This window comes from Pseudomonas sp. 30_B, assembly GCF_017491605.1.
Taxonomy (GTDB): Bacteria; Pseudomonadota; Gammaproteobacteria; order Pseudomonadales; family Pseudomonadaceae; genus Pseudomonas.
Genome location: NZ_JAFGYY010000023.1, coordinates 51858 through 72532 on the forward strand (window position 1 = coordinate 51858; position 20675 = coordinate 72532).

Sequence of the window (20675 nt, forward strand, 5' to 3'; positions counted from 1 at the left end):
TGTAACGGCGACACCCTCCTCCGAACCATTCGACCATGGTCTTACCACTCGGGGCCCTGTACTGATGAGCCCCATAAGTGCGACTTCTGGCGGTTGTAGCGACCTCAGACCAAAGCCGTACGCCCGTGCTGAACCATCATCCTTTCGTGCTCCTCGAGCATGCCGGGCACGCAGTCACGCAGGAACTCCACCCAGGTGCGGATCTTCGCGTCGAGGTACTGCCGCGACGGGTACAGCGCATAAACATTGAGGTGGAACAGGCTGTAGTCGGGCAGCACGCGCACCAGGCTGCCGTCCTTCAGGCCCTGCACGGCGGAATACACCGGCAGCGCGCCGATGCCCATGCCGGCGCGCACCGCCTCGGTCATGGCATCGGCGGTGTTGACCTGGAAATGGCTGTGGTTGACCCCCACCAACTCTTGGCCATCCGGACCATCGAACAGCCACTTGTCCAGGGACATCACCGAGTTCACCAGGCGCAGGCAACGGTGATCGGTAAGCTCGGCCAGCTTTGTCGGCATGCCGTTGCGCGCCACGTACTCGGGCGACGCGCAGAGCACGCTGTAGGTCTTGCCGATACGCTTGGAGACGAAGCCCGAATCCGGCAGCTCCTGGGCGATGACCACGGAGATGTCGTAGCCCTCGTCGAGGATGTCGGTGATGCGGTTGGCCAGGGTCAGGTCGAAGCTGACCTCGGGGTAGATCTCACAGTACTGGGAGATCGCGCGGATCAGGTAGTGCTGGCCGATGCCGGTCATGGCATGCACCTTCACCTTGCCATGGGGCCGGGCGTGGGCGTCGCCCGCCTCGGCCTCGGCCTCCTCGATGTAGCCGAGGATTTGCTGGCAGCGCTGCAGGTAACGCTGGCCGGCTTCGGTGAGGGCGATGCGGCGGGTGGTGCGGTGCAGCAGGCGGGTGCGCAGGTGCGCTTCGAGTTTGGCCACCGTCCGCGAGACGTACGCGGTGGTGAGGTCCATGCGCTGGGCGGCGGCGGTGAAACTGCCGGTCTCGGCGACACAGACGAAAGCACGCATGTTGTGCAGCAGGTCCATCATTTCTCCATAAGAGCCTGTCGGCGCACCACGGCGGGCGGCCTCTGCAACGGCGCTCGACCGAGCAACGCCTTGTTACAGATTCATGACAGGCGGCGAATTGTCGCACAGGTGTCGCGCGGGGATTATTGTACTTTCAGGTAACAATAATTCGCCCATCCGTCAGCTTATCCTGCCCCCGGCGCACTTCTAGAATCGCCGTCCCCAACGCGGTCTCCCGCCACGCCCCAGGACAAGCAGCCGTGCTCCGCCTTTCGCGCAACGTGCTTCCACCCCTTCGCTCTATCTCCCGACTACAAGGCCCTGAAGGCCTGATCCCCACCCAAAGCCAGACGAGATAAGCCCGATGAGCAGTCTCTCCGTGCGCCTGCCCAAGGCTGCCGCGCTGCGCTTCGCCCTGTCCGACTGGGCGCATACCGACGGCGTTACCTGGATGTTCATCCTCAAGACGCTGATCACCGCCTTCACCGCCCTGTGGCTGGCCTATCGCCTGGAGCTGCCGCAGCCCAATACCGTGCTGGTGAGCGCCTTCATCGTGCTGCAGCCGCAGAGCGGGCAGGTGCTGGCGAAGAGTTTCTACCGCATCCTCGGCACGTTGGCCGGGCTGACGGTGATGGTCACCTTCATCGCCTTGTTCGCCCAGGAGCGCGTGCTGTTCCTGCTCTGCGTGGCGATCTGGGTCGGCCTGTGCACGGCCGGTGCGGCGCGCTACCGGGATTTCCGCGCCTACGCTTGTCTGCTCGCCGGCTACACCGCGGTGATGATCGGTATCCCCGCCACCCTGCACCCCGAAGGTGCCTTCATGCAGGCGCTGTGGCGGGTGATCGAGATCACCCTGGGGATTCTCTGCACCGGCGTGGTCAGCGCCGTGGTCTTGCCGCAGACCAGCACCGCCGCCCTGCGCAACGCGCTGAACACCCGCTTCGGCGACTTCGCCGGCCTCGCCAGCGCCGGCCTCAACGGCACCCTCGACCCCGAGCGCTTCGAACAGGCCAGCGCGCGCATCGCCGCCGAAGTGGTCGGTCTGGAAAGCTTGCGTAACGTCACCGCCTTCGAAGACCCGCACATGCGCCTGCGCAGCGGCCGCCTGGCGCGTCTGAACAGCGAGTTCATGCAGCTGACCACACGCTTCCACGCCCTGCAGCGCCTGCTCGACCGCCTGCGTCAGCGCCAGGCCAGCAACGTGCTGGAAGTGCTGATGCCGTGCCTGATCGACGTCAGCGAACTGCTCTCCAGCTGGCACTGCCGGCCGCTCACTGAAGCCGACGCCGAGCGGCTCAGCGTGCAGCTGGAATTGTGCAAGCACCACCTGATGCCGCGCATCCGCGAGGCTCGATCCACCCTTGGCCATACCTGCCCACGGGAAGCCGACCAGCTGGATTTCGAGACCGCCGCCGAGCTGCTCTACCGCTTCGCCGACGATATGCACAACTACGCCCAGACCCACGCTTCGCTGGCCGCGCACAAGCATGAGCGCGAACAGTGGAAGGAGCGCTTCACACCCAAGGCCAACGCCCTCGCCGCTGCCGTCGCGGGCTTTCGTTGCGCGCTGCTGGTGATCGTCGGCGGGGTGTTCTGGATCGAGACCTCCTGGCTCAGCGGCGCCACCTTCGCGCTGACCTCCGTGCTGATCGCCGCGCTTTCATCCGCTTCGCCCAATCCCAAACGCCTGTCACTGCAACTGACCTTGGGCACGCTGCTCGGCGCCACGCTCGGCTTCATCCTCACCTTCCGCGTGCTGCCGCACATCGATGGCTTCCCGCTGCTGTGCTTCGTGCTCGCTCCGGTGTTCGCCCTCGGCGCCTTCCTCATCACCCGTCCCAAGTGGAGTGGCTACGGCGTCGGCCTGCTGGTGTGGTTCTGCATCGCCTCGCTGCCGGCAAACCTGGCGCGCTACGACGCCTACACCTTCATCAACGAGTACCTGGCGATGCTGCTGTCGATGGGCATGGCGGTGGTCGCCTCGATCGTCATCCTGCCGCCGAACCGGCCGTGGCTGTGGGAACGCCTGGAAGCCGAACTGCGCCTGCGCGTGGTGCGGGTGATCAGCGATCCGCTGAAGGGCCTGTCCTCCAGTTTCGAGAGCGGCACCCGCGACCTGCTGAACCAGGCCTACGGGTTATCCACAGGCCGCCCGGACGTGCAGCGCCGACTGTTGCGCTGGACCTTCCAGGTGCAGGAGATCGGCCTGTCGATCATCGAGCTGCGCCGCGAGCAGGAGGCCTTGCCGAAGGAACCCTGGTACGCCGAACGCATGCCCTGGCGCCGCGCGATTCGCGCACTGGGCCGGGCGCTGATCCGCCTGTTCATCCAGCCCAGCGAGAGCAACCGGCAGCGCGCTCTGGCCGCGGTTGAGCATGCCATCCATGCGACGCGCAGCACCGACGACCGTCGACCGCCGCACTTCGACTCCTCGCCCCTGCGCCGGGTGTGCAGCTACCTGCACTTCATCCGCACCTCGCTGCTCGATCCGCAATCGCCGTTGCGCGATTGAGATCTCCCAGGCTCGCGAGCAAGCTCGCTCCTACAGGGTATGCGCCGGCGCGCTCTTCGTAGGAGCGAGCTTGCTCGCGAACCGCACGGCACAGCGCTGCCATCTTCCGTAGGAGCGGACTCCGTCCGCGATGCGAACCAATCGCGGACGGAGTCCGCTCCTACGCCTGCCGGCAACCCCGCGCGAATCCTTCGAATCTGCGACAGCCCGCCGCAAGACCTCTCCTCAGACCCGCACCGCGCCTGGATTGTTGCCTCTGAGTACGAAGTCTTGTTGGCGCCTGGATATATGACTCAAGTCAGGCAAATCCTATTATTTCCGTGCTGTTACAGCGCGCGCCGCAACACCATCCAAGACCCGTAACCATCCCCAACGCTTCCCGACGCAGCTCCGGCTGAGCGTCACGGGCAGGTCATGCCCGGACACCGGGACAAGGCAGGTAAATTCATGAAAGCTGTAGTCATCCTGGCCATGCTGGGCTTCTCTTCGCTCGCCCTGGCCGAGCAGGTGAACGCCGCCGACCAGGCGCAAAGCGCGGCCGCGGAGCAGTACACCTACGACATGAAGCTGGACGTCGCCCATGTGATCTCCACCACGGACGTGTCCACCCAATGCGGCATCGTGCCGGCACGCATGACCTATGAAGACTCCCAGGGTCAGCGCCACACCGTCGAATACCAGGTGTGGGGTAATGGCTGCTCCGGCGGCTAACCGGCTTAGAACCTGCTCTGATCGACTGCGCGTCGGCAGGGCTGCGTTGAAACTGGGCTCGGGATGCTCATTTGCAGCAGCAAACTCCGCTCCCTCGCCCACTTTCGCCTTGCCCTGCTCTAGCTCGTCGGATCAGGAGCGGGTTCCAAGACATTCCCGCCGGGGCTCCACGCCGCCCCGACGGGAATGTTCCCTTACGGCTGAAGCGCCGCCTTCGCGAGGTTGCGACTGTGCGCGCCAAAGTGCCGGATCAATTGCAGGATCTGCTCATCCAGCGCCTCGTCGTGGCGGAACGGCTGCGGTGAGTTCCCCGCGCTGAAATCTCCCGCCGGCGTCTTTTCGTTTTCCAGCCAATGACCGATGGCCGCATCGAATGCCGCCGCATGGGCATGGGACTCGCTCGCCACCACGTCACGCAGGTACTCGGTCGAGTACGGTGGATAACTTCCATCGGTGCTGGTGTCGGCATAGACCGCCAGCAAAGGCGACTGCCCACCCTGGCGCAAGGTCTCGCGCAGCCAGTCCACCTGATAACGCTCGACGCCGGTATGCCGGTCCGCCACGCGCTGGATCGCCGCCAGCTTGTCGGCATCGAAGCCGGCCATCGACTTGCCCGCCGTCCACAACATGCTGCTGGTGGTCTCCCCCGGCAGCGGCGTCGAGTGGTAGGGCTGGGTCATGTCCTGGATGTAATGCATCGCCCAGCCGAGGAAGCGGTAGCCCCAGTACGGGTGCCCCGTGTCGAAGGCGAAGCGCGCCAGGCCGTAGAACTGGTAGGCGCGCCACTCCGGCCAGTTGCGCTCAAGGTATGGCGCGCCGGCGAAGATGATCGCGTCCTCGTGGTAGAAGCCCATGTGGAACGGCGCCTGGGAGCTGAACTCGTAGCGCGGGTCGCCGAACGGCTGCGTGCCGAAGCCGTAGCGCTGGCCGGCCTCGCCGGGGTTGTCGCTGAACAGGTTGATGTCGTGGCCGAAGTCCGGCTCGTCGGCGGCGCTGGCCAGCACATCCAGCGCGGGGATCTTCTCCCCCGGCTGCAATTGCACGAAGCGCCACTGGCTCCAACCGGAGAGATTGTGGAACACCAGCACATCGGCCGGCTTGAGCGCGGCATGGCCGGGCAGTTCGCCGCCCGGCGGCGGCTGCACGGCGGTGGCCAACTTGATTTCCGGGTTCAGGCGCAACGCCATGAGGAATGCCTTGTTCGGGTCGTCGCGGCCATCCTCCGTCAGACGCAGGTCATCCGGGCGCGGCGGGTACGCGCGGAAGTGTTCGCGGGCATAGGTTTCCTGCTCGTCCAGCAGTTTTACCAGGCCAGCACGCTGCTGGCTGATGAAGCTTTCCAGCGGCTCCACCTCGACTTCCGGCGCCTGGGCGAGCGCCGGCAACTGCTGCAGGGCGATGTAGCTGCCCAGAGTGTGATTGGACCAGGCCCAGAGGCTTTGCGGCAGCACCAGCAGGCCGGCCAGCAGGCAGGTGGGCAGACAGGTGGAGAATCGCTTCATCGGCTTTTCGCTCTTATTGGGCAATACGAAAGAAAATTCGGACGCAGCCTAACAATCCGAAGCCACGCCGGCACTGTCGAAGACAGCCAAAGCAAGTCACGGATAACGCCAGGGCTGACCATCATCAATGGCGCATATGGTCCCAGCCACTACACTTGCCCGGCATGGAAAGACACCGGCGCGGCCTGATTGCCGGTCACTCGAAATAAGGGCGTCCCCATGCTGCAGTCCGTTTCACCCAAGCACGACCTCCCCCTCAAACCCGATCCAGTAGAACCCCGCAGCGGCGTTCTCGCCCCCTTCAGCATCGCCGCGTTCCGCATCATCTGGATCTGCAACCTGTTCGCCAACCTGGGCACCTGGGCGCAATCGGTGGCGGCCGCCTGGGTAGTCACCGAGGCCCACGCCAGCCCGCTGATGGTGGCGATGATCCAGGTCGCCTCGGCGCTGCCGCTGGTGCTGCTGTCGATCATGTCCGGCGTACTGGCCGACAACCACGACCGGCGCAAAATCATGCTGGTCGGCCTGACGGTGGAGCTCTCCGGCGCCGCCCTGGTGACGGTGCTGGCGTTCATGGGCTACCTCGATCCGCTGATGCTGATCGTGTCGATCCTCTGGCTATCGCTGGGCAGCTCCATCACCATCCCCGCCTGGCAGGCGGCGGTGAACGAGCAGGTGCCGCCGCGCATGCTCGGCGACGCGGTGCTGCTCAACAGCGTCAACTACAACGTCGCCCGCGCCGTCGGCCCGGCCATCGGCGGCCTGCTGCTGTCGGCCACCGGGCCGTCCTGGGTGTTCCTGTTCAACTGCCTGTGCTACGCCGCGCTGATCTGGGCGATCTGGCAATGGCGCCGCGAGGTGCCCAAGCGCACTTTGCCGCCGGAGCACATTTTCGAAGGCGTGATCGCCGCGCTGCGCTTCACCCAATATTCCAGCGTCACCCGCCTGGTGATGATGCGCTCGGCGGTGTTCGGCCTGTCGGCCAGCGCCATCTGGGCCTTGTTGCCGCTGCTGGCACACCGTAATCCGGACGGCAGCGCCTCGGTGTACGGCTACATGCTCGGCGCCCTCGGCCTGGGCGCCATCGTCGCCAGTACCGTGGTCAGCAAGGCTCGCCTGCTGCTGGGCAGCAGCAGGCTGATCAGCTTCGCCGCCGCCACGCTAGCGCTGGTCATGCTCATCCTGGGCTGGGTCGACAACCTCTGGGTGATCTTCCCCGCCCTGGTGCTGGGCGGCGCCTGCTGGATCGCGGCGGTAGCCACCTACAACTCCGCCGTGCAGATTCTCGTGCCCGACTGGGTCAAGGCGCGGGCCCTGGCGCTCTACCAGACCGCGATCTATGGCGGGCTAGCGGCGGGCTCGTTCCTCTGGGGCCACTTTGCCGAAACCATGGGAGTGCAGGGCGCGCTGATCGCCGCCGGTTGCCTGCTGCTGGTCTCGGTGGCACTGCTGTACAACTCGCGCCTGCCGGAGCTGAACTCCGCCAGCATCGCCCGTGCACCGGGCGGCGTGCCGGGGCAGCCGACCTTCGTCTTCAACCCGGAGCGCGGCTCGGTGCTGGTCTCCATCGAGTACCGGATTCCCGCCGAGCGCACCCGTGACTTCGTCCGCGCCGCCAAGCCGTTGCGCCGCCTGCGCCTGCGCAATGGGGCGGAGCGCTGGGCGCTGTACCGCGACGTGAGCAACCCGGAAATCTGGCAGGAGCTGTTCCTGGTGGATAACTGGATCGGCCACCTGCGCATGCTCGACCGCCTCACCCTCGAGGACAAGACCATCATCGACAACGTCACCAGCCTGCATGCGGGTGACGCGCCGCCGGTGATACGCCACGGGGTGAGCTACGAGTCGGGAAGTTACGAGCCGCCGCCGGAGTCCCTGGGCTAATGGCGTAGAAGCAAAAACGCCCCTCGGTCAGGAGAGGCGTTTCAGGTGACGCGGAAGGCTTACTCCGCCGCCGGCTTCTTGCGCTTGAGGGGCGCCAGACCGTCCTGGCTCACGACCTTGGACGGGCCGGCCTTGGGCTTGGCGGTGGGCTTTTTCTTCGCCGGTGCCTTGCTGCCGGTCTTCTTCGCATCGTCCTTTTTCTTCTTGGTGCCGGCGGCCTTGCCGGATGCCTTGACCTTCTTCGGCCCCTTGTACGTGCCCTTCAGTTCCTTGATGACGCGCAGCTCGAAGCGCAGCTTGAGGTAGCGCTCGATGCTCGACATCAGGTTCCAGTCGCCATGGCCGACCAGCGAAATCGCGGTGCCCGAGGCGCCGGCGCGGCCGGTACGGCCGATGCGGTGCACGTACTCGTCGCCACGACGCGGAATGTCGAAGTTGATCACCAGGTCCAGGCCATCGACGTCCAGGCCACGGGCGGCCACGTCGGTGGCGACCAGCACCTTCACCGCGCCCTGCTTCAGGCGTTCGATGGCCAGCTTGCGGTCCTTCTGGTCCTTCTCGCCATGCAGGACGAAGACCTTGTGCCCGGCAGCGATCAGGCGGCCGGTAAGACGGTCGGCGGCGACGCGGGTGTTGGTGAAGATGATCGCCTTGTCGTAGGTCTCGTTGCCGATCAGCCAGTGCACCAGGGCTTCCTTGTGCGCGACGTCGTCGGTCAGGATCACCTGCTGGCTGACATCCTCGTTCAGCTCGCTGACGCGGTTGAGCTGCAGGTTCTCCGGCTCGCGCAGGACCTTCTCGACCATCTCGTGCAGGCCGCTGCCGCTGGTGGCGGAGAACAGCAGGGTCTGGCGCTCGGCCGGGCACTGCGCGGCGAGCTTGAGCACGTCCTCGGAGAAGCCCATGTCGAGCATGCGGTCGGCTTCGTCGAGGATCAGCACTTCCACGTCACCCAGCGGCAGATTGCCGGCGTTGAACTGCTCGTTCAGGCGGCCGGGGGTGCCGATGATGATTTCCGGATTCTTGCGCAGGCGCGCGCCCTGCACCTTGAAGTCTTCGCCGCCGGTGATCAGGCAAGCCTTGATGAAGGTGAACTGGGCGAAGCGCTCCACTTCCTTGAGGGTCTGCTGGGCCAGCTCGCGGGTCGGCAGCAGGATCAGCGCACGGGCGCCGCTCTTGGGCTTCTCCTCGGCGAGCAGGCGGTGCAGCAGCGGCAGCACGAAGGCCGCGGTCTTGCCGCTGCCGGTCTGCGCCGTCACCCGCAGGTCGCGTCCCTCCAGGGCCTTCGGGATGGCCGCCGCCTGGACCGGAGTCGGCTCGGAGAAGGACAACGAATCGAGCGCCTTGAGCAGGCGTTCGTGCAGGGCGAATTGGGAGAACAAGGCAGACCTCGATATCACGTAAAGACCAAATAGCTGCATAGCGTAACCGATGCGCGGGTTTTATTCGCCGGTCGCAATCGGTACGGCACGGGTCGCGTGCGGGACAGACGCGGGCGGAAGGCGCTCCCAGACTGGCTGCACCGCTCAAGAACGCCGCACAAGGAACGCCGCGATGACGCACCGCCCAACCGCCGCCGAACGTCTGGAGCGCTTGCCGCTGAGTCCTTACCACCGGCTGATCTTCGTGATCATCGCCCTGGCGTTCTTCTTCGACTCCATGGACCTGGCGATGATGACCTTCCTGCTCGGCTCGATCAAAGCTGAGTTCGGCCTCTCCAGCGCCCAGGCCGGCCTGCTGGCAAGCTCCAGCTTCGTCGGCATGGTGGTCGGCGCGGCGCTGTCCGGGCTGCTCGCCGACCGCTTCGGGCGCAAGCCGGTGTTCCAGTGGAGCATCGTGCTCTGGGGCATCGCCAGCTACCTCTGCTCCACCGCCGGCGACGTGCAGCAACTGACCCTCTACCGCGTGCTGCTGGGGATAGGCATGGGCATGGAGTTTCCCATCGCCCAGTCGCTGCTCTCGGAAATGATCCCAGCGCAGAAACGCGGCAAGTACATCGCGCTGATGGATGGCTTCTGGCCGCTGGGTTTCATCGCCGCCGGCTGTCTGTCCTACTTCATCCTGCCGGTGGCCGGCTGGCGCAGCCTGTTCCTGCTGCTGGCCTTCCCGGCGATCTTCGTCCTGGCGATCCGCTTCATGATCCCGGAATCGCCGCGTTGGCTGGAACAGGCCGGACTGCTCGATCAGGCCGAGCGCTCCCTGCAACGCATCGAAGCGCGGGTAATGGCTTCACTCAAGCTGACCAGCCTGCCCGAGCCCACCCCGCTGGCGCGCCCGGAGCCGAGTGCGCCGGGCTTCTTCCGCGCCTTCGCCGAACTCTGGTCGCCCGCCTACCGCAGCCGCACCCTGACGGTCTGGAGCCTGTGGTTCTTCGCCCTGCTCGGCTTCTACGGCCTCACCTCCTGGCTCAGCGCCCTGCTGCAGCAATCGGGCTTCGCCGCAACCCAGTCGGTCTACTACACGGTGCTGATCTCCCTGGCCGGCATCCCCGGCTTCCTCTGCGCGGCCTGGCTGGTCGAACGCTGGGGCCGCAAGCCGAGCTGCGTGCTGATGCTCCTGGGCGGCGGCGCGATGGCCTATGCCTATGGGCAGACGGCGGTGTTCGGCGGCAGCCTGGGTCTGCTGATCGGCTTCGGTCTGGCCATGCAGTTCTTCCTGTTCGGCATGTGGGCGGTGCTCTACACCTACACGCCGGAGCTCTACCCCACCTCGGCGCGCGCCACCGGTTCCGGCTTCGCCTCGGCAGTCGGACGCATCGGCTCGCTGCTCGGCCCCACTGTCGCCGGCCTGATCCTGCCGGTGGCCGGCCAGGGAGGCGTATTCACCCTCGGCGCACTGTGCTTCCTGCTCGCCGCCGGCGTGGTCTGGATCTTCGGCATCGAAACGCGTGGCCGAACCCTGGAGGAACTCGCCGGCTGACGTGCCGCCCAACGCAGGCAGGAATCGGACGAACGTACCAGCACCCTACAGCCACCGTGCCATGCTCTGATCGAGCCTTACGCAACGGAGAAACAGGGTGCAATCGACTCTCATTTATTTCGTCGCTGCCAGCCTGGACGGGTATATCGCCCGGCCCGATGGCAGCGTGGACTGGCTGCAGGGTTACGACAGCGCGACCGACGACCATGGCTACGGCGCCTTCTATGCCAGTATCGACGGCCTGCTGATGGGGCGCGCCACCTACCTCCACTCCCTCGGATTGGGCGACTGGCCCTATCCGGGCAAACCGGCCCTCATCCTGACCCGTGCCAACCACCTTCCGCTGGCAAGCCCCACCGTCGAGTTGATGCACAGCCCACCGAGCGAAGCCCTGGAGGCCCTGCAGGCCAAGGGTTGTCGGCGCATCTGGCTGGTCGGCGGCGGGAGCCTGGCGGGAAACTTTCTTGCCGCGGGGTTGCTCGACGAGCTGATCGTCAGCATCATCCCCCACCTGCTCGGAGCCGGCATTCCGCTGTTCAGCATCGGGCTCGAACAACGCCTGCAACTGCTGGAACAGCGCAGCTTCCCCAGCGGCATCGTGCAGCTGCGTTACCAGGTCCTCAAGGAAAGCCCCTCGCCATGACCCTCGTCACCCTCAGCATCGCCGCCGCCTGCCTGCTCGACGACAGCGGACGCCTGCTGCTGGTGCGCAAGCGCGGCACCCACGCCTTCATGCTGCCCGGTGGTAAGCACGAGCCCGGTGAAACCTCGGTGCAGGCTCTGCTGCGCGAACTGGATGAAGAGCTCAACCTGCGCCTGACGGAAAACGCGCTGACGCCGCTGGGCCATTTCCACGCCGACGCGGCCAATGAGCCCGATACCCGGGTCGACGCGCAGGTCTACCTGGCCGCCCTGCCCCACCCGGTGAGCCCCGCGGCGGAGCTGGAAGAACTGGCCTGGCTCGCCCCCACTGACCTGGCCCCTGGCAAAAGCGTCCCGCACAATCTCGCGCCGCTGTTGCGCGAACACGTCCTGCCAGCCCTTCTCCAGCACCTGGGCTGATTCCCGGTCACCGCAAGAACCTGCATTTCGTCGGGTTTTTACCTGCGACGGCACACCTTCCCTGGCTTTGCGCCATCAGGGGCATGGCGCCCTGCCGTCATAGCCCAAACCCCCATGGCATAGGGCTTCCTGCTATAAGCCACGGCCCTGACCGATGGGTCCGAGCACATGTCACGGATCTTCCGGCAAGTCACATGACGATTTGCAGAGTCGACAGACGGTAAAAACTGTCATGAAAAACTCGTTCAGAATGCCCGGACTTTTTAGACGGACAAAAAGGAAACCACGCCGACAGCAACGGCGATCCAGCGGAGTCTGGGTGACATCAACCAGCAAGAAGACATGCCGAATGCGACGTAACATTTTGACATGCCTTTCCATAGGCTTGGCGACCCTCTTGGCCGCCACCGGGGCTACCGCCTCATCCAAGGTCTCACGCACCTACCACCCTGCTCCGGTCGACCTGCGCGTCCCGGTCCAGGGCAGCGCCCTGCTGACCATGACGCCTCAGGCCGAAAAACCGGCCAAGAGCGAGGCACACCAGGTCACTCAGCGCGCCTACAGCATGATCGGCACGCCCTACCGCTGGGGCGGCACTACGCCCAAGCGCGGCTTCGATTGCAGCGGCCTGGTGAACTACGTGTTCCAGAACGTGGATGAAGTCGACCTGCCGCGTACCGCCCGCGAGATCTTCAGCATGCGCGGCAACCCGAAGGTGGCCCGCGACGATCTGCAGCCCGGCGACCTGGTGTTCTTCCGCATCCACAATCGCCGCAATGTCGACCACGTCGGCATCTACGTCGGCGACAACCAGTTCGTCCATGCGCCGCGCCGCGGCCAGAAGGTCCGCGTCTCCGACCTCAATGGCGACTACTGGAAACGTCACTACACCGCCGCCCGCCGCATCCTGCCGGAAACCCTGGCCAAGGCCGACGTCGGCGGCCGCAGCTTCGACTGACGGCCTGCGCTCTCCCTTCCTGGGAGAGCGCTTCCCTCCTCGCTTACAAGCCTCGACGCGCCTGACGGCGCAGCAGTCGCGCGCTATCCCAACCGGTCAGCAGCACGGCGATCCAGATCGGTCCGTAGGTCCAGATCTGCGCCGGATTGAACGCCTCGCCCAGGAACAGCACGGCGATGGCGAATAACAGCACCGGCTCGACGTAGCTCAGAATCCCGAACAGCCCCATCGGCAGCAACCGGCTGGACGCCATCATGGCACCAAAGGCCAGCGCACTGATCAGGCCAAGCAGCGGCAGCAATGCCCACAGGCGCGGCACCGCCTCCAGTACCTCGCCGCTGCCGGTGATCCACAGCGTCGCCAGCGCGAACGGCAGCAGCACGGCCATCTCGAAGACGAAGCCCGATAGCGAGTCCACCGCCATCTTGCGGCGCAGCATGAAGTACGGCGGATAGCCCAGCGCCGTGATCAGGCTGAACCAGGAAAACGCCCGGGTCAGCCACAGCTCATGCAGTACCCCGGCAACGGCGAAGGCCACGGCGATGGCTTGCAGCGGCGTCAGGCGCTCGCCATAGAACAGCCGCCCGCAGAGCACCATGGTCAACGGCAGCAGGAAGTAGCCCAGCGACAACTCCAGGGTGCGCCCGACCATGGGCGCCCAGATGAACACGCCCCACTGCACCAACATCATCGCCGCCGTCAGCGGGAAGCACGCCAGCAGCCAAGGCTCACGCAGCAGGCGCCGGGCTGCGTCACGCAGGACATTTCCCTGGCGGGTGAACCACACCAGCAACAGCACCATGGGAATCGACCAGACCACCCGATGAGCGATCACCTGAATGCTGCTCAGCGGCTCCAATGCATGGATATAGGCCGGCAGGGTCACGAACAGCACCGACGACGCCAGGGACAGCGCCACGCCACGTCCGGAGATATTCATGCGAAACGCTCCTTGTGGCAGCGCAGGCCGAGGCGATTGACGCCCAGGGATGCGACGATCACCGCACCGCCCAAGGCCAGGCGCGGCAGATCGGCCTGTTCGCCCCAGATCAGCAGATTGATCAGCAGTCCCACCGGCACGTGCAGGTTATTCATCACCGCCAGGGTTCCGGCATCCACCAGGGTGCCGCCCTTGTTCCACCAGAACTGCCCCAACGCCGTGGCCAGCAACCCCATCCACACCAGCACGCCCCATTGCACCTCGGTGCTGGGCAGCTTGTGCGGGTTACCGAACAGCAGCCAGCCCGGCAGCGCGATCAGCAGCGCGCCGACGAAGAAGTAGCCGAAGCGGCGGTATTGCGGGATATCCGAGGGGTAGCGCTGTACCAGGTGCTTGTAGAACACCTGCCCGGCGGCGAAGGTCGCGTTGGCCAGCTGCAGCAGCAGGAAGCCCTGGATGTAATCGCCGCTGACGCCGTCGTAGCGGATGATCCCCGCCCCCAGCACCGCCACGGCGGCCGCCAGCAGCGCCCAGGCATTGAAACGGCGGTTCAGCGCGTCATCGATCAGCGCCACGTGCAACGGGGTCAGCACGGTGAACAGCAGCACTTCCGGCACCGTCAGCACCCGGAAGCTCTGGTAGAGGCAGACATAGGTAATGCCGAACTGCAGCGCGCCGGCCAGCATCACCCCGGCAATGAAACGCGGATCGACGCCGCGCCAGCGGGTCAACGGCAGGAACACCAGGCCGGCGAGCACCACACGGGTCAGTACCGCGAAATAGCTGTCGACCTGCCCGGCGAGATACTCACCGATCAGGCTGAAGGAAAACGCCCAGAGGACGGTAACGAAAAGCAGGTAAGGCATGAGGGATACGACCGGAACGGGGCAAGCACCATAGCGTCTGTCTCACACCGGAGAATAGCGCTGCGCGCCCGCCGCCAGCGAAAGGCAGAAACGAAAAAGGGCGACCGAAGTCGCCCTTTTCCTTGGATGAGGAAGCAGGGATTAGCCCTGGTTCTCCATCTGAGCACGGATCAGGTCACCGATGGTGGTCGGACCAGTGCTTTCTGCGTCTTGCTTGCTACGCAGTTCTTTCATCGCATCCTTCTCGTCATCAACGTCCTTGGACTTGATGGAGAGGGAAATGACGCGGCTCTTACGGTCGATGCTGATGATCTTGGCTTCGACTTCTTCGCCTTCTTTCAGAACGTTGCGAGCGTCTTCAACGCGGTCACGGCTGATTTCGGAGGCTTTCAGGATGCCTTCGATTTCGCCGGCCAGGGTGATGACAGCACCCTTGGCGTCAACTTCCTTCACGGTGCCGCGAACGATGGTGCCCTTCTCGTGCATCGAGGCGTAGTTGGAGAACGGATCGTCTTCCAGCTGCTTGATGCCCAGGGAGATGCGCTCACGCTCCGGATCAACGGAGAGGATGACGGTTTCCAGCTCGTCGCCCTTCTTGAAGCGGCGAACGGCTTCTTCGCCAACTTCGTTCCAGGAGATGTCGGACAGGTGAACCAGACCGTCGATGCCGCCTTCCAGGCCGATGAAGATACCGAAATCGGTGATCGACTTGATGGTGCCGGAGATCTTGTCGCCCTTGTTGAAGCGGCCGGAGAAGTCTTCCCACGGGTTGGACTTGCACTGCTTGATGCCCAGGGAGATACGACGACGCTCTTCGTCGATGTCCAGAACCTGAACTTCCACTTCGTCGCCAACCTGAACGACTTTCGACGGGTGGATGTTCTTGTTGGTCCAGTCCATTTCGGAGACGTGTACCAGGCCTTCCACGCCCTCTTCCAGCTCGGCGAAGCAGCCGTAGTCGGTGAGGTTGGTGACGCGCGCGGTAACGCGGGTGCCTTCCGGGTAACGAGCCTTGATAGCAACCCATGGGTCTTCACCCAGTTGCTTCAGACCCAGGGATACGCGGTTGCGCTCGCGGTCGAACTTCAGAACCTTGACATCGATCTCGTCGCCAACGTTGACGATTTCCGACGGATGCTTGATACGCTTCCAGGCCATGTCGGTGATGTGCAGCAGACCATCGACGCCGCCCAGGTCAACGAACGCACCGTAGTCGGTGAGGTTCTTGACGATACCTTTGACCTGCTGGCCTTCCTGCAGGGATTCCAGCAGGGCTTCGCGCTCGGCGCTGTTCTCGGCTTCCAGGACGCTGCGGCGGGAAACGACAACGTTGTTGCGCTTCTGGTCCAGCTTGATGACCTTGAACTCGAGCTCTTTGCCTTCCAGGTGAGTGGTATCACGCACCGGACGCACGTCGACCAGCGAACCCGGCAGGAATGCGCGGATGCCGTTGACGTCAACGGTGAAGCCACCCTTGACCTTGCCGTTGATGACGCCCTTGACCACTTCGTCGGCAGAGAAAGCAGCTTCCAGAACAATCCAGCTCTCGGCACGCTTGGCTTTCTCGCGGGACAGCTTGGTTTCACCGAAGCCATCTTCTACCGCGTCCAGCGCAACGTGGACTTCGTCACCCACATTGATGGTCAGCTCGCCCTGTTCGTTGTAGAACTGCTCGACCGGGATGACGCCCTCGGATTTCAGACCGGCATGGACGGTGACCCAGTCACCATCGATGTCGACCACGATGCCGGTGATGATTGCACCCGGCTGCATGTCGAGGGATTTCAGACTTTCTTCAAAGAGTTCTGCGAAGCTTTCGCTCATGTCTATACCTGTAGTCAAAGGCTTGTAAGCCCGATTCCGCGCCACCAGCGAACACGGTCAAGTGATGAAAAAGAAGCCAGCGGGATCAAGACTGGTATCCCGCCGGCCCCCTGTTGCACCCGCCGAAACGGATGCTCCACATTCAGATTTTAAGGGAACGCTTCGCTCAATATGGGCGAAACCCTCCCGATACAAGGTCTGGAATGGTAGCAATGGATGGCGATTGCGTCAATCGACGCCCCTGGTGCCCAATGCCCTTGTTGACTCCAGCCTCATTCCTTCATTTTCGCCCAGCCTCGGAAAGTGGGGGAACCGCCTGTCAGATCCATCCTGCGGAACCGCCCCCCTTAAAGAAAAATCCCCGGCACTGCCGGGGATTTTCATTTGCCGCTCGACTAGTCAGCCAGGCCCAGGCGCGAAACCTCAGCGAGGATGCTGTCGACCACCTCATCGATGCCCATCGAGGTGGAGTCCACCAGGATCGCACCTTTGGCCGGCTTCAGCGGCGCCACGGCGCGTTGGCTGTCGCGCTCGTCGCGGGTGCGGATTTCTTCGGCCAGTTGCGCCTGGTCGCTGTCGATGCCCTTGTTCTTCAGCTGCAGGTAGCGGCGGCGGGCGCGCTCCTCGGCCGAAGCGGTGAGGAATATCTTCAACTGGGCGCCGGGGAAGACCACGGTGCCCATGTCGCGACCATCGGCCACCAGGCCGGGCGCTTCGAGGAAGGCGCGCTGGCGTTGCAGCAGGGCGTCACGCACCGCCGGCAGTGCGGCGACCTGCGAGGCACCGGCGCCGACCTGTTCGGTGCGGATGGTGTCGGTGACGTCTTCGCCTTCGAGGATGATGTGCTGGCCCTGCCCACCCTTGCCGTGGGTGAACTGCACGTCAAGGTGCGCAGCCAGAACCTTGAGGGCTTCCTCGTTGGTCAGGTCGATGCCATGGTTACCGGCGGCGAACGCCAGCAGGCGGTACAGCGCACCGGAGTCCAGCAGGTTCCAGCCCAGGCGCTTGGCCAGCAGGCCGGCGACGGTGCCCTTGCCCGAGCCGCTGGGGCCGTCGATGGCCAGGACCGGCCATTCAGCGTTCATCAGTTCTTCTCCTCGGCGACGCGGATGCCCGCGCCGGAGGCCAGCCCGAGGAAGTTCGGGAAGGAGGTCGCGACGTTGGCGCAGTCGTGGATGCGGATCGGCGCGCCGGCACGCAGGGAGGCCACGCTGAAGGACATGGCGATACGGTGGTCGCCATGGCTCCAGACTTCGCCGCCGCCATAGCTGCCGCCGTCGATGATGATGCCGTCCGGGGTCGGCTCGCACTTCACGCCCAGAGCGATCAGGCCATCGGCCATGACCTGGATGCGGTCGGATTCCTTCACGCGCAGCTCTTCAGCACCGCGCAGGACGGTGCGGCCCTGGGCGTTGGCGGCGGCGACGAAGAGTACCGGGAATTCGTCGATGGCCAGCGGCACCAGGTCTTCGGGGATGTCGATGCCCTTCAGTTGGGCCGAGCGCACGCGAATGTCGGCAACCGGCTCGCCGCCCACTTCACGCTGGTTTTCCAGGGTGATGTCGGCGCCCATGAGCTTGAGGATGTTGATGACGCCGGTGCGGGTCGGGTTGATGCCGACGTGCTCCAGGGTCAGGTCGGAACCTTCGGCGATGCTCGCCGCGACCAGGAAGAAGGCAGCCGAGGAGATGTCGGCCGGGACCTCGATGGAGGTGGCGGTCAGCTTGTGGCCGGACTCGACGCGGGCGGTGGCGCCTTCGACATCGACCGGGTAGCCGAAGCCGCGCAGCATGCGCTCGGTATGGTCGCGGGTCGGAGCCGGCTCGGTGGTGGAGGTCTGGCCGGCTGCATAGAGGCCGGCGAGCAGCAGGCAGGATTTCACCTGGGCGCTGGCCATTGGCATGTCGTAATGCATGCCGGTGAGCTTCTTGCCGCCACGAATGGTCAGCGGCGGACGGCCTTCGGGGCCGGTCTCGATCACCGCGCCCATCTCGCGTAGCGGCTTGGCGACGCGGTTCATCGGACGCTTGGACAGCGACGGGTCGCCGGTCAGGGTGGAGTCGAACGGCTGGGCCGCCAGCAGGCCGCTGAGCAGGCGCATGGAGGTGCCGGAGTTGCCCAGGTAGATCGGACCGGGCGGCGGCTTCAGGCCGTGCAGGCCAACGCCGTGGACGGTCACGCGGCCGTGGTGCGGGCCTTCGATGACCACGCCCATGTCGCGGAACGCCTGAATGGTGGCCAGGGCATCTTCGCCCTCGAGGAAGCCTTGCACCTCGGTCGTGCCTTCGGCCAGGGAGCCGAGCATGATCGAGCGGTGGGAGATGGACTTGTCGCCCGGTACGCGAACACGTCCGGACAGGCGGCCACCCGGCTGGGCCAGGAAAATCAGGTCATTGTTATGCATGGCGTCCACATAGGCCCGTTGGGCCAGGATTTTGCTGAAATGCTCGCGGGCAACCCGGGCGCGGGTGAAGACGCCCATCAGTTGCTGCCCGTCCCCCTTGTCGACGGCCTCGCGCAGGGCGTCGAGGTCGTCACGGAATACGTCGAGGATGCGCAGCACCGCCCCGCGGTTGGCGAGGAAGATGTCGTGCCACATCACCGGGTCGCTGCCGGCGATCCGCGTGAAGTCGCGGAAGCCACCGGCGGCATAGCGGAAGATTTCCAGATTCTCGCTGCGTTTGGCCAGCGAGTCGACCAGCGTGAAGGCCAGCAGGTGCGGCAGGTGGCTAGTCGCCGCCAGGACTTCGTCGTGGTGCTCGACGTCCATCTGCTCAACATCCGCGCCCAGCCCACGCCAAAGCGACTCGATGCAATTGACCGCATCTGCGTCGGCATTATCCAGTGGCGTGAGGATGACTTTATGACGGCGGAACAGTTTCGCGTTGGCCGCCTCCACCCCGCTCTGCTCGGAGCCGGCGATGGGATGGCCAGGAATGAAGCGCGCCGGCATGCCACCAAACACCGCCTTCGCGGCACGCACCACATTGCCCTTGGCGCTGCCCACGTCGGTGAGGATGGCGTTGCCGAGGTCGAAGGTGGCGAGTTCGCCGAGGACCTTCTCCATGGCCAGGATCGGCACGGCGAGCTGGATCACGTCGGCGTCGCGGCAACCGGCTGCGAGGCTTTCCTCGCAGCGGTCGACCACGCCCAGCTCCACCGCCAGGCGGCGGGTTTCCGGGTCACGGTCGACGCCAACCACTTCCTCGAACAGCCCCTTCTGGCGGATACCCTTGGCGAAGGACCCGCCGATCAGGCCGAGCCCCACCACCACCAGGCGGCGGAGCTTGTGCGACTGGACATCAGGCACGGGCGAGCACCTTGGCCAGCGCTTCGAGGAAGCGGGCGTTCTCGGCTGGCAGGCCGATGGAGATGCGCAGGTGCTGCGGCATGCCGTAGCCGCCCACCGGACGGACGATCACGCCTTCGGCGAGCAGGGCCTGGTAGACCGGGCCGGCGTCGCGCTTCAGATCGACGGCAATGAAGTTGCCCTTGGAGGGGATCCACTGCAGGTCCAGGGCACGCAGGCCGTTTTCCAGCTGCACCATGCCCTCGTCATTGATGCGTTTGCCCTCGGCCAGGTATTCGGCGTCGTCCAGCGCGGCACAGGCGGCGGCCAGGGCCAGGCTGTTGACGTTGAACGGCTGGCGCACGCGGTTGAGCACGTCGGCGACCTGCGCCGAGGAGATCGCGTAGCCGACGCGCAGCGACGCCAGGCCGTAGGCCTTGGAGAAGGTGCGCGACACCAGCAGGTTCGGGTAGCGGGCCAGGTACTTCAGGCCGTCCGGCAGCTCCTCGCCTTCGGCGTATTCGATGTAGGCCTCGTCGAGCACCACCAGGACGTTCTCCGGAACCTGCGACAGGAAGCGCTCCAGCGCGTCCGGGCCGAACCAGGTGCCGGTGGGGTTGTTGGGGTTGGCGATGAAGACCACGCGGGTGTTGGCATCGATGGCCGCCAGCATGGCTTCCAGGTCATGGCCCCAGTCCTTGGCCGGCACGACCTTGCCCTGGGCGCCAACGGCCTGGGTGGAGATCGGGTAGACGGCGAAGGCGTACTGGCTGAACACGGCGTTCAGGCCGGGCGCGAGGTAGGCGCGGGCCACCAGGTCGAGGATATCGTTGGAGCCGTTGCCCAGGGTCACCTGCGCGGCGCCGACGCCACAACGGGCGGCCAGGCGGCTCTTCAGCTCGAAGCCGTTGCCATCGGGGTAGCGGGTCAGCTCGGCCAGTTCGGCGCGGATGGCTTCGAGCGCCTTCGGGCTCGGGCCGAGCGGGTTCTCGTTGCTGGCCAGCTTGATGATGCCGGCGGGGTCGAGATTCAGCTCGCGCGCCAGTTCATCGACCGGCTTGCCGGGAACATAGGGGGAAAGCTTCTGCACGCCCGGCTGGGCCAGGGCAAGGAAATCACAGCTCATGGGAAGGCCTCAGGCTTGGCGCTCCAGGCCGCAGGTTCGGCTCGCCCC

At 65.2% G+C, this 20675-nt stretch carries 16 protein-coding genes; 7 read left to right on the forward strand and 9 right to left on the reverse strand.

Annotation, left to right across the window (positions count from 1 at the left end; genetic code table 11):
* Positions 1-104 precede the first annotated feature (104 nt).
* Positions 105-1052, reverse strand: coding sequence for a LysR family transcriptional regulator (locus J5M67_RS21880; protein WP_207887418.1), 948 nt, complete (start codon positions 1050-1052; stop codon positions 105-107).
* A 346-nt stretch (positions 1053-1398) separates the two neighbouring features.
* Here J5M67_RS21880 and J5M67_RS21885 point away from each other — a divergent pair, with 346 nt between their 5' ends.
* Together J5M67_RS21885 and J5M67_RS21890 are read left to right on the forward strand one after the other, a co-directional pair.
* Entirely contained in the window at positions 1399-3546 is a 2148-nt protein-coding gene (locus tag J5M67_RS21885; RefSeq protein WP_207887419.1) for an FUSC family protein, read from the forward strand.
* Between the two features lie 447 nt (positions 3547-3993).
* Positions 3994-4257 (forward strand): DUF2790 domain-containing protein, encoded by a 264-nt coding sequence (locus J5M67_RS21890; RefSeq protein WP_207887420.1) that lies wholly within the window; start codon positions 3994-3996, stop codon positions 4255-4257.
* Between the two features lie 194 nt (positions 4258-4451).
* Here J5M67_RS21890 and J5M67_RS21895 read toward each other — a convergent pair whose 3' ends face one another.
* A complete protein-coding gene (locus tag J5M67_RS21895) occupies positions 4452-5759 on the reverse strand; it encodes a phospholipase (protein ID WP_207887421.1) in 1308 nt (435 codons plus the stop codon).
* A 219-nt stretch (positions 5760-5978) separates the two neighbouring features.
* Between J5M67_RS21895 and J5M67_RS21900 the strand changes: the two genes are divergently transcribed.
* Positions 5979-7643 (forward strand): MFS transporter, encoded by a 1665-nt coding sequence (locus tag J5M67_RS21900; RefSeq protein ID WP_207887422.1) that lies wholly within the window; start codon positions 5979-5981, stop codon positions 7641-7643.
* Positions 7644-7702: 59 nt separating this feature from the next.
* Here the strand turns inward: J5M67_RS21900 and J5M67_RS21905 are convergent, their stop codons facing one another.
* Complete coding sequence (locus J5M67_RS21905) at positions 7703-9040, reverse strand: DEAD/DEAH box helicase (RefSeq protein ID WP_207887449.1); 1338 nt, start codon at positions 9038-9040, stop codon at positions 7703-7705.
* A 157-nt stretch (positions 9041-9197) separates the two neighbouring features.
* On the opposite strand from J5M67_RS21905, the gene J5M67_RS21910 reads away from it, so the two are divergent.
* The 4 genes from J5M67_RS21910 (at position 9198) to J5M67_RS21925 (ending at position 12582) form a co-directional block, all read left to right on the forward strand.
* Entirely contained in the window at positions 9198-10562 is a 1365-nt protein-coding gene (locus J5M67_RS21910; RefSeq protein ID WP_207887423.1) for an MFS transporter, read from the forward strand.
* 97 nt (positions 10563-10659) lie between these two features.
* Positions 10660-11205 carry a dihydrofolate reductase family protein gene (locus J5M67_RS21915; protein ID WP_207887424.1) on the forward strand — a complete coding sequence of 182 codons (546 nt, stop codon included), beginning with the start codon at positions 10660-10662 and terminating at the stop codon, positions 11203-11205.
* On the forward strand, positions 11202-11624 hold the full coding sequence (locus J5M67_RS21920; RefSeq protein WP_207887425.1) for an NUDIX domain-containing protein: 423 nt from the start codon (positions 11202-11204) through the stop codon (positions 11622-11624). The genes J5M67_RS21915 and J5M67_RS21920 overlap by 4 nt, the downstream gene beginning before the upstream one ends.
* Before the next feature lie 349 nt (positions 11625-11973).
* On the forward strand, positions 11974-12582 hold the full coding sequence (locus J5M67_RS21925) for a C40 family peptidase (RefSeq protein WP_207887426.1): 609 nt from the start codon (positions 11974-11976) through the stop codon (positions 12580-12582).
* 43 nt (positions 12583-12625) lie between these two features.
* On the opposite strand, the gene rarD is transcribed toward J5M67_RS21925, so the two are convergent.
* The 6 genes from rarD to hisC all read right to left on the reverse strand — a co-directional run bounded on the left by rarD (position 12626) and on the right by hisC (position 20627).
* Positions 12626-13522, reverse strand: coding sequence for an EamA family transporter RarD (gene rarD / locus J5M67_RS21930; RefSeq protein ID WP_207887427.1), 897 nt, complete (start codon positions 13520-13522; stop codon positions 12626-12628).
* Positions 13519-14388, reverse strand: coding sequence for a carboxylate/amino acid/amine transporter (locus tag J5M67_RS21935; protein WP_207887428.1), 870 nt, complete (start codon positions 14386-14388; stop codon positions 13519-13521). The genes rarD and J5M67_RS21935 overlap by 4 nt, the downstream gene beginning before the upstream one ends.
* Before the next feature lie 141 nt (positions 14389-14529).
* Positions 14530-16212, reverse strand: coding sequence for a 30S ribosomal protein S1 (gene rpsA, locus J5M67_RS21940; protein ID WP_207887429.1), 1683 nt, complete (start codon positions 16210-16212; stop codon positions 14530-14532).
* 395 nt (positions 16213-16607) lie between these two features.
* A complete protein-coding gene (gene cmk / locus J5M67_RS21945; protein ID WP_207887430.1) occupies positions 16608-17297 on the reverse strand; it encodes a (d)CMP kinase in 690 nt (229 codons plus the stop codon).
* A complete protein-coding gene (locus J5M67_RS21950) occupies positions 17297-19522 on the reverse strand; it encodes a bifunctional prephenate dehydrogenase/3-phosphoshikimate 1-carboxyvinyltransferase (protein WP_207887431.1) in 2226 nt (741 codons plus the stop codon). Before J5M67_RS21950 ends, cmk begins: the two co-directional genes overlap by 1 nt.
* Positions 19515-20627, reverse strand: a complete 1113-nt coding sequence (hisC, locus tag J5M67_RS21955) for a histidinol-phosphate transaminase (RefSeq protein WP_207887432.1) — start codon at positions 20625-20627, stop codon at positions 19515-19517. The genes J5M67_RS21950 and hisC overlap by 8 nt, the downstream gene beginning before the upstream one ends.
* Positions 20628-20675 lie beyond the last annotated feature (48 nt).

Excerpts from the sequence above, each read along its gene's own strand:
- J5M67_RS21880 (WP_207887418.1), bottom strand. The coding sequence starts at position 1,052 with ATGGACCTGCTGCACAACATGCGTGCTTTCGTCTGTGTCGCCGAGACC.
- J5M67_RS21900 (WP_207887422.1), top strand. The coding sequence starts at position 5,979 with ATGCTGCAGTCCGTTTCACCCAAGCACGACCTCCCCCTCAAACCCGAT.
- J5M67_RS21885 (WP_207887419.1), top strand. The coding sequence starts at position 1,399 with ATGAGCAGTCTCTCCGTGCGCCTGCCCAAGGCTGCCGCGCTGCGCTTC.
- J5M67_RS21895 (WP_207887421.1), bottom strand. The coding sequence starts at position 5,759 with ATGAAGCGATTCTCCACCTGTCTGCCCACCTGCCTGCTGGCCGGCCTG.
- J5M67_RS21920 (WP_207887425.1), top strand. The coding sequence starts at position 11,202 with ATGACCCTCGTCACCCTCAGCATCGCCGCCGCCTGCCTGCTCGACGAC.
- rpsA (WP_207887429.1), bottom strand. The coding sequence starts at position 16,212 with ATGAGCGAAAGCTTCGCAGAACTCTTTGAAGAAAGTCTGAAATCCCTC.
- rarD (WP_207887427.1), bottom strand. The coding sequence starts at position 13,522 with ATGAATATCTCCGGACGTGGCGTGGCGCTGTCCCTGGCGTCGTCGGTG.
- hisC (WP_207887432.1), bottom strand. The coding sequence starts at position 20,627 with ATGAGCTGTGATTTCCTTGCCCTGGCCCAGCCGGGCGTGCAGAAGCTT.
- cmk (WP_207887430.1), bottom strand. The coding sequence starts at position 17,297 with ATGAACGCTGAATGGCCGGTCCTGGCCATCGACGGCCCCAGCGGCTCG.
- J5M67_RS21925 (WP_207887426.1), top strand. The coding sequence starts at position 11,974 with ATGCGACGTAACATTTTGACATGCCTTTCCATAGGCTTGGCGACCCTC.
- J5M67_RS21910 (WP_207887423.1), top strand. The coding sequence starts at position 9,198 with ATGACGCACCGCCCAACCGCCGCCGAACGTCTGGAGCGCTTGCCGCTG.
- J5M67_RS21935 (WP_207887428.1), bottom strand. The coding sequence starts at position 14,388 with ATGCCTTACCTGCTTTTCGTTACCGTCCTCTGGGCGTTTTCCTTCAGC.
- J5M67_RS21890 (WP_207887420.1), top strand. The coding sequence starts at position 3,994 with ATGAAAGCTGTAGTCATCCTGGCCATGCTGGGCTTCTCTTCGCTCGCC.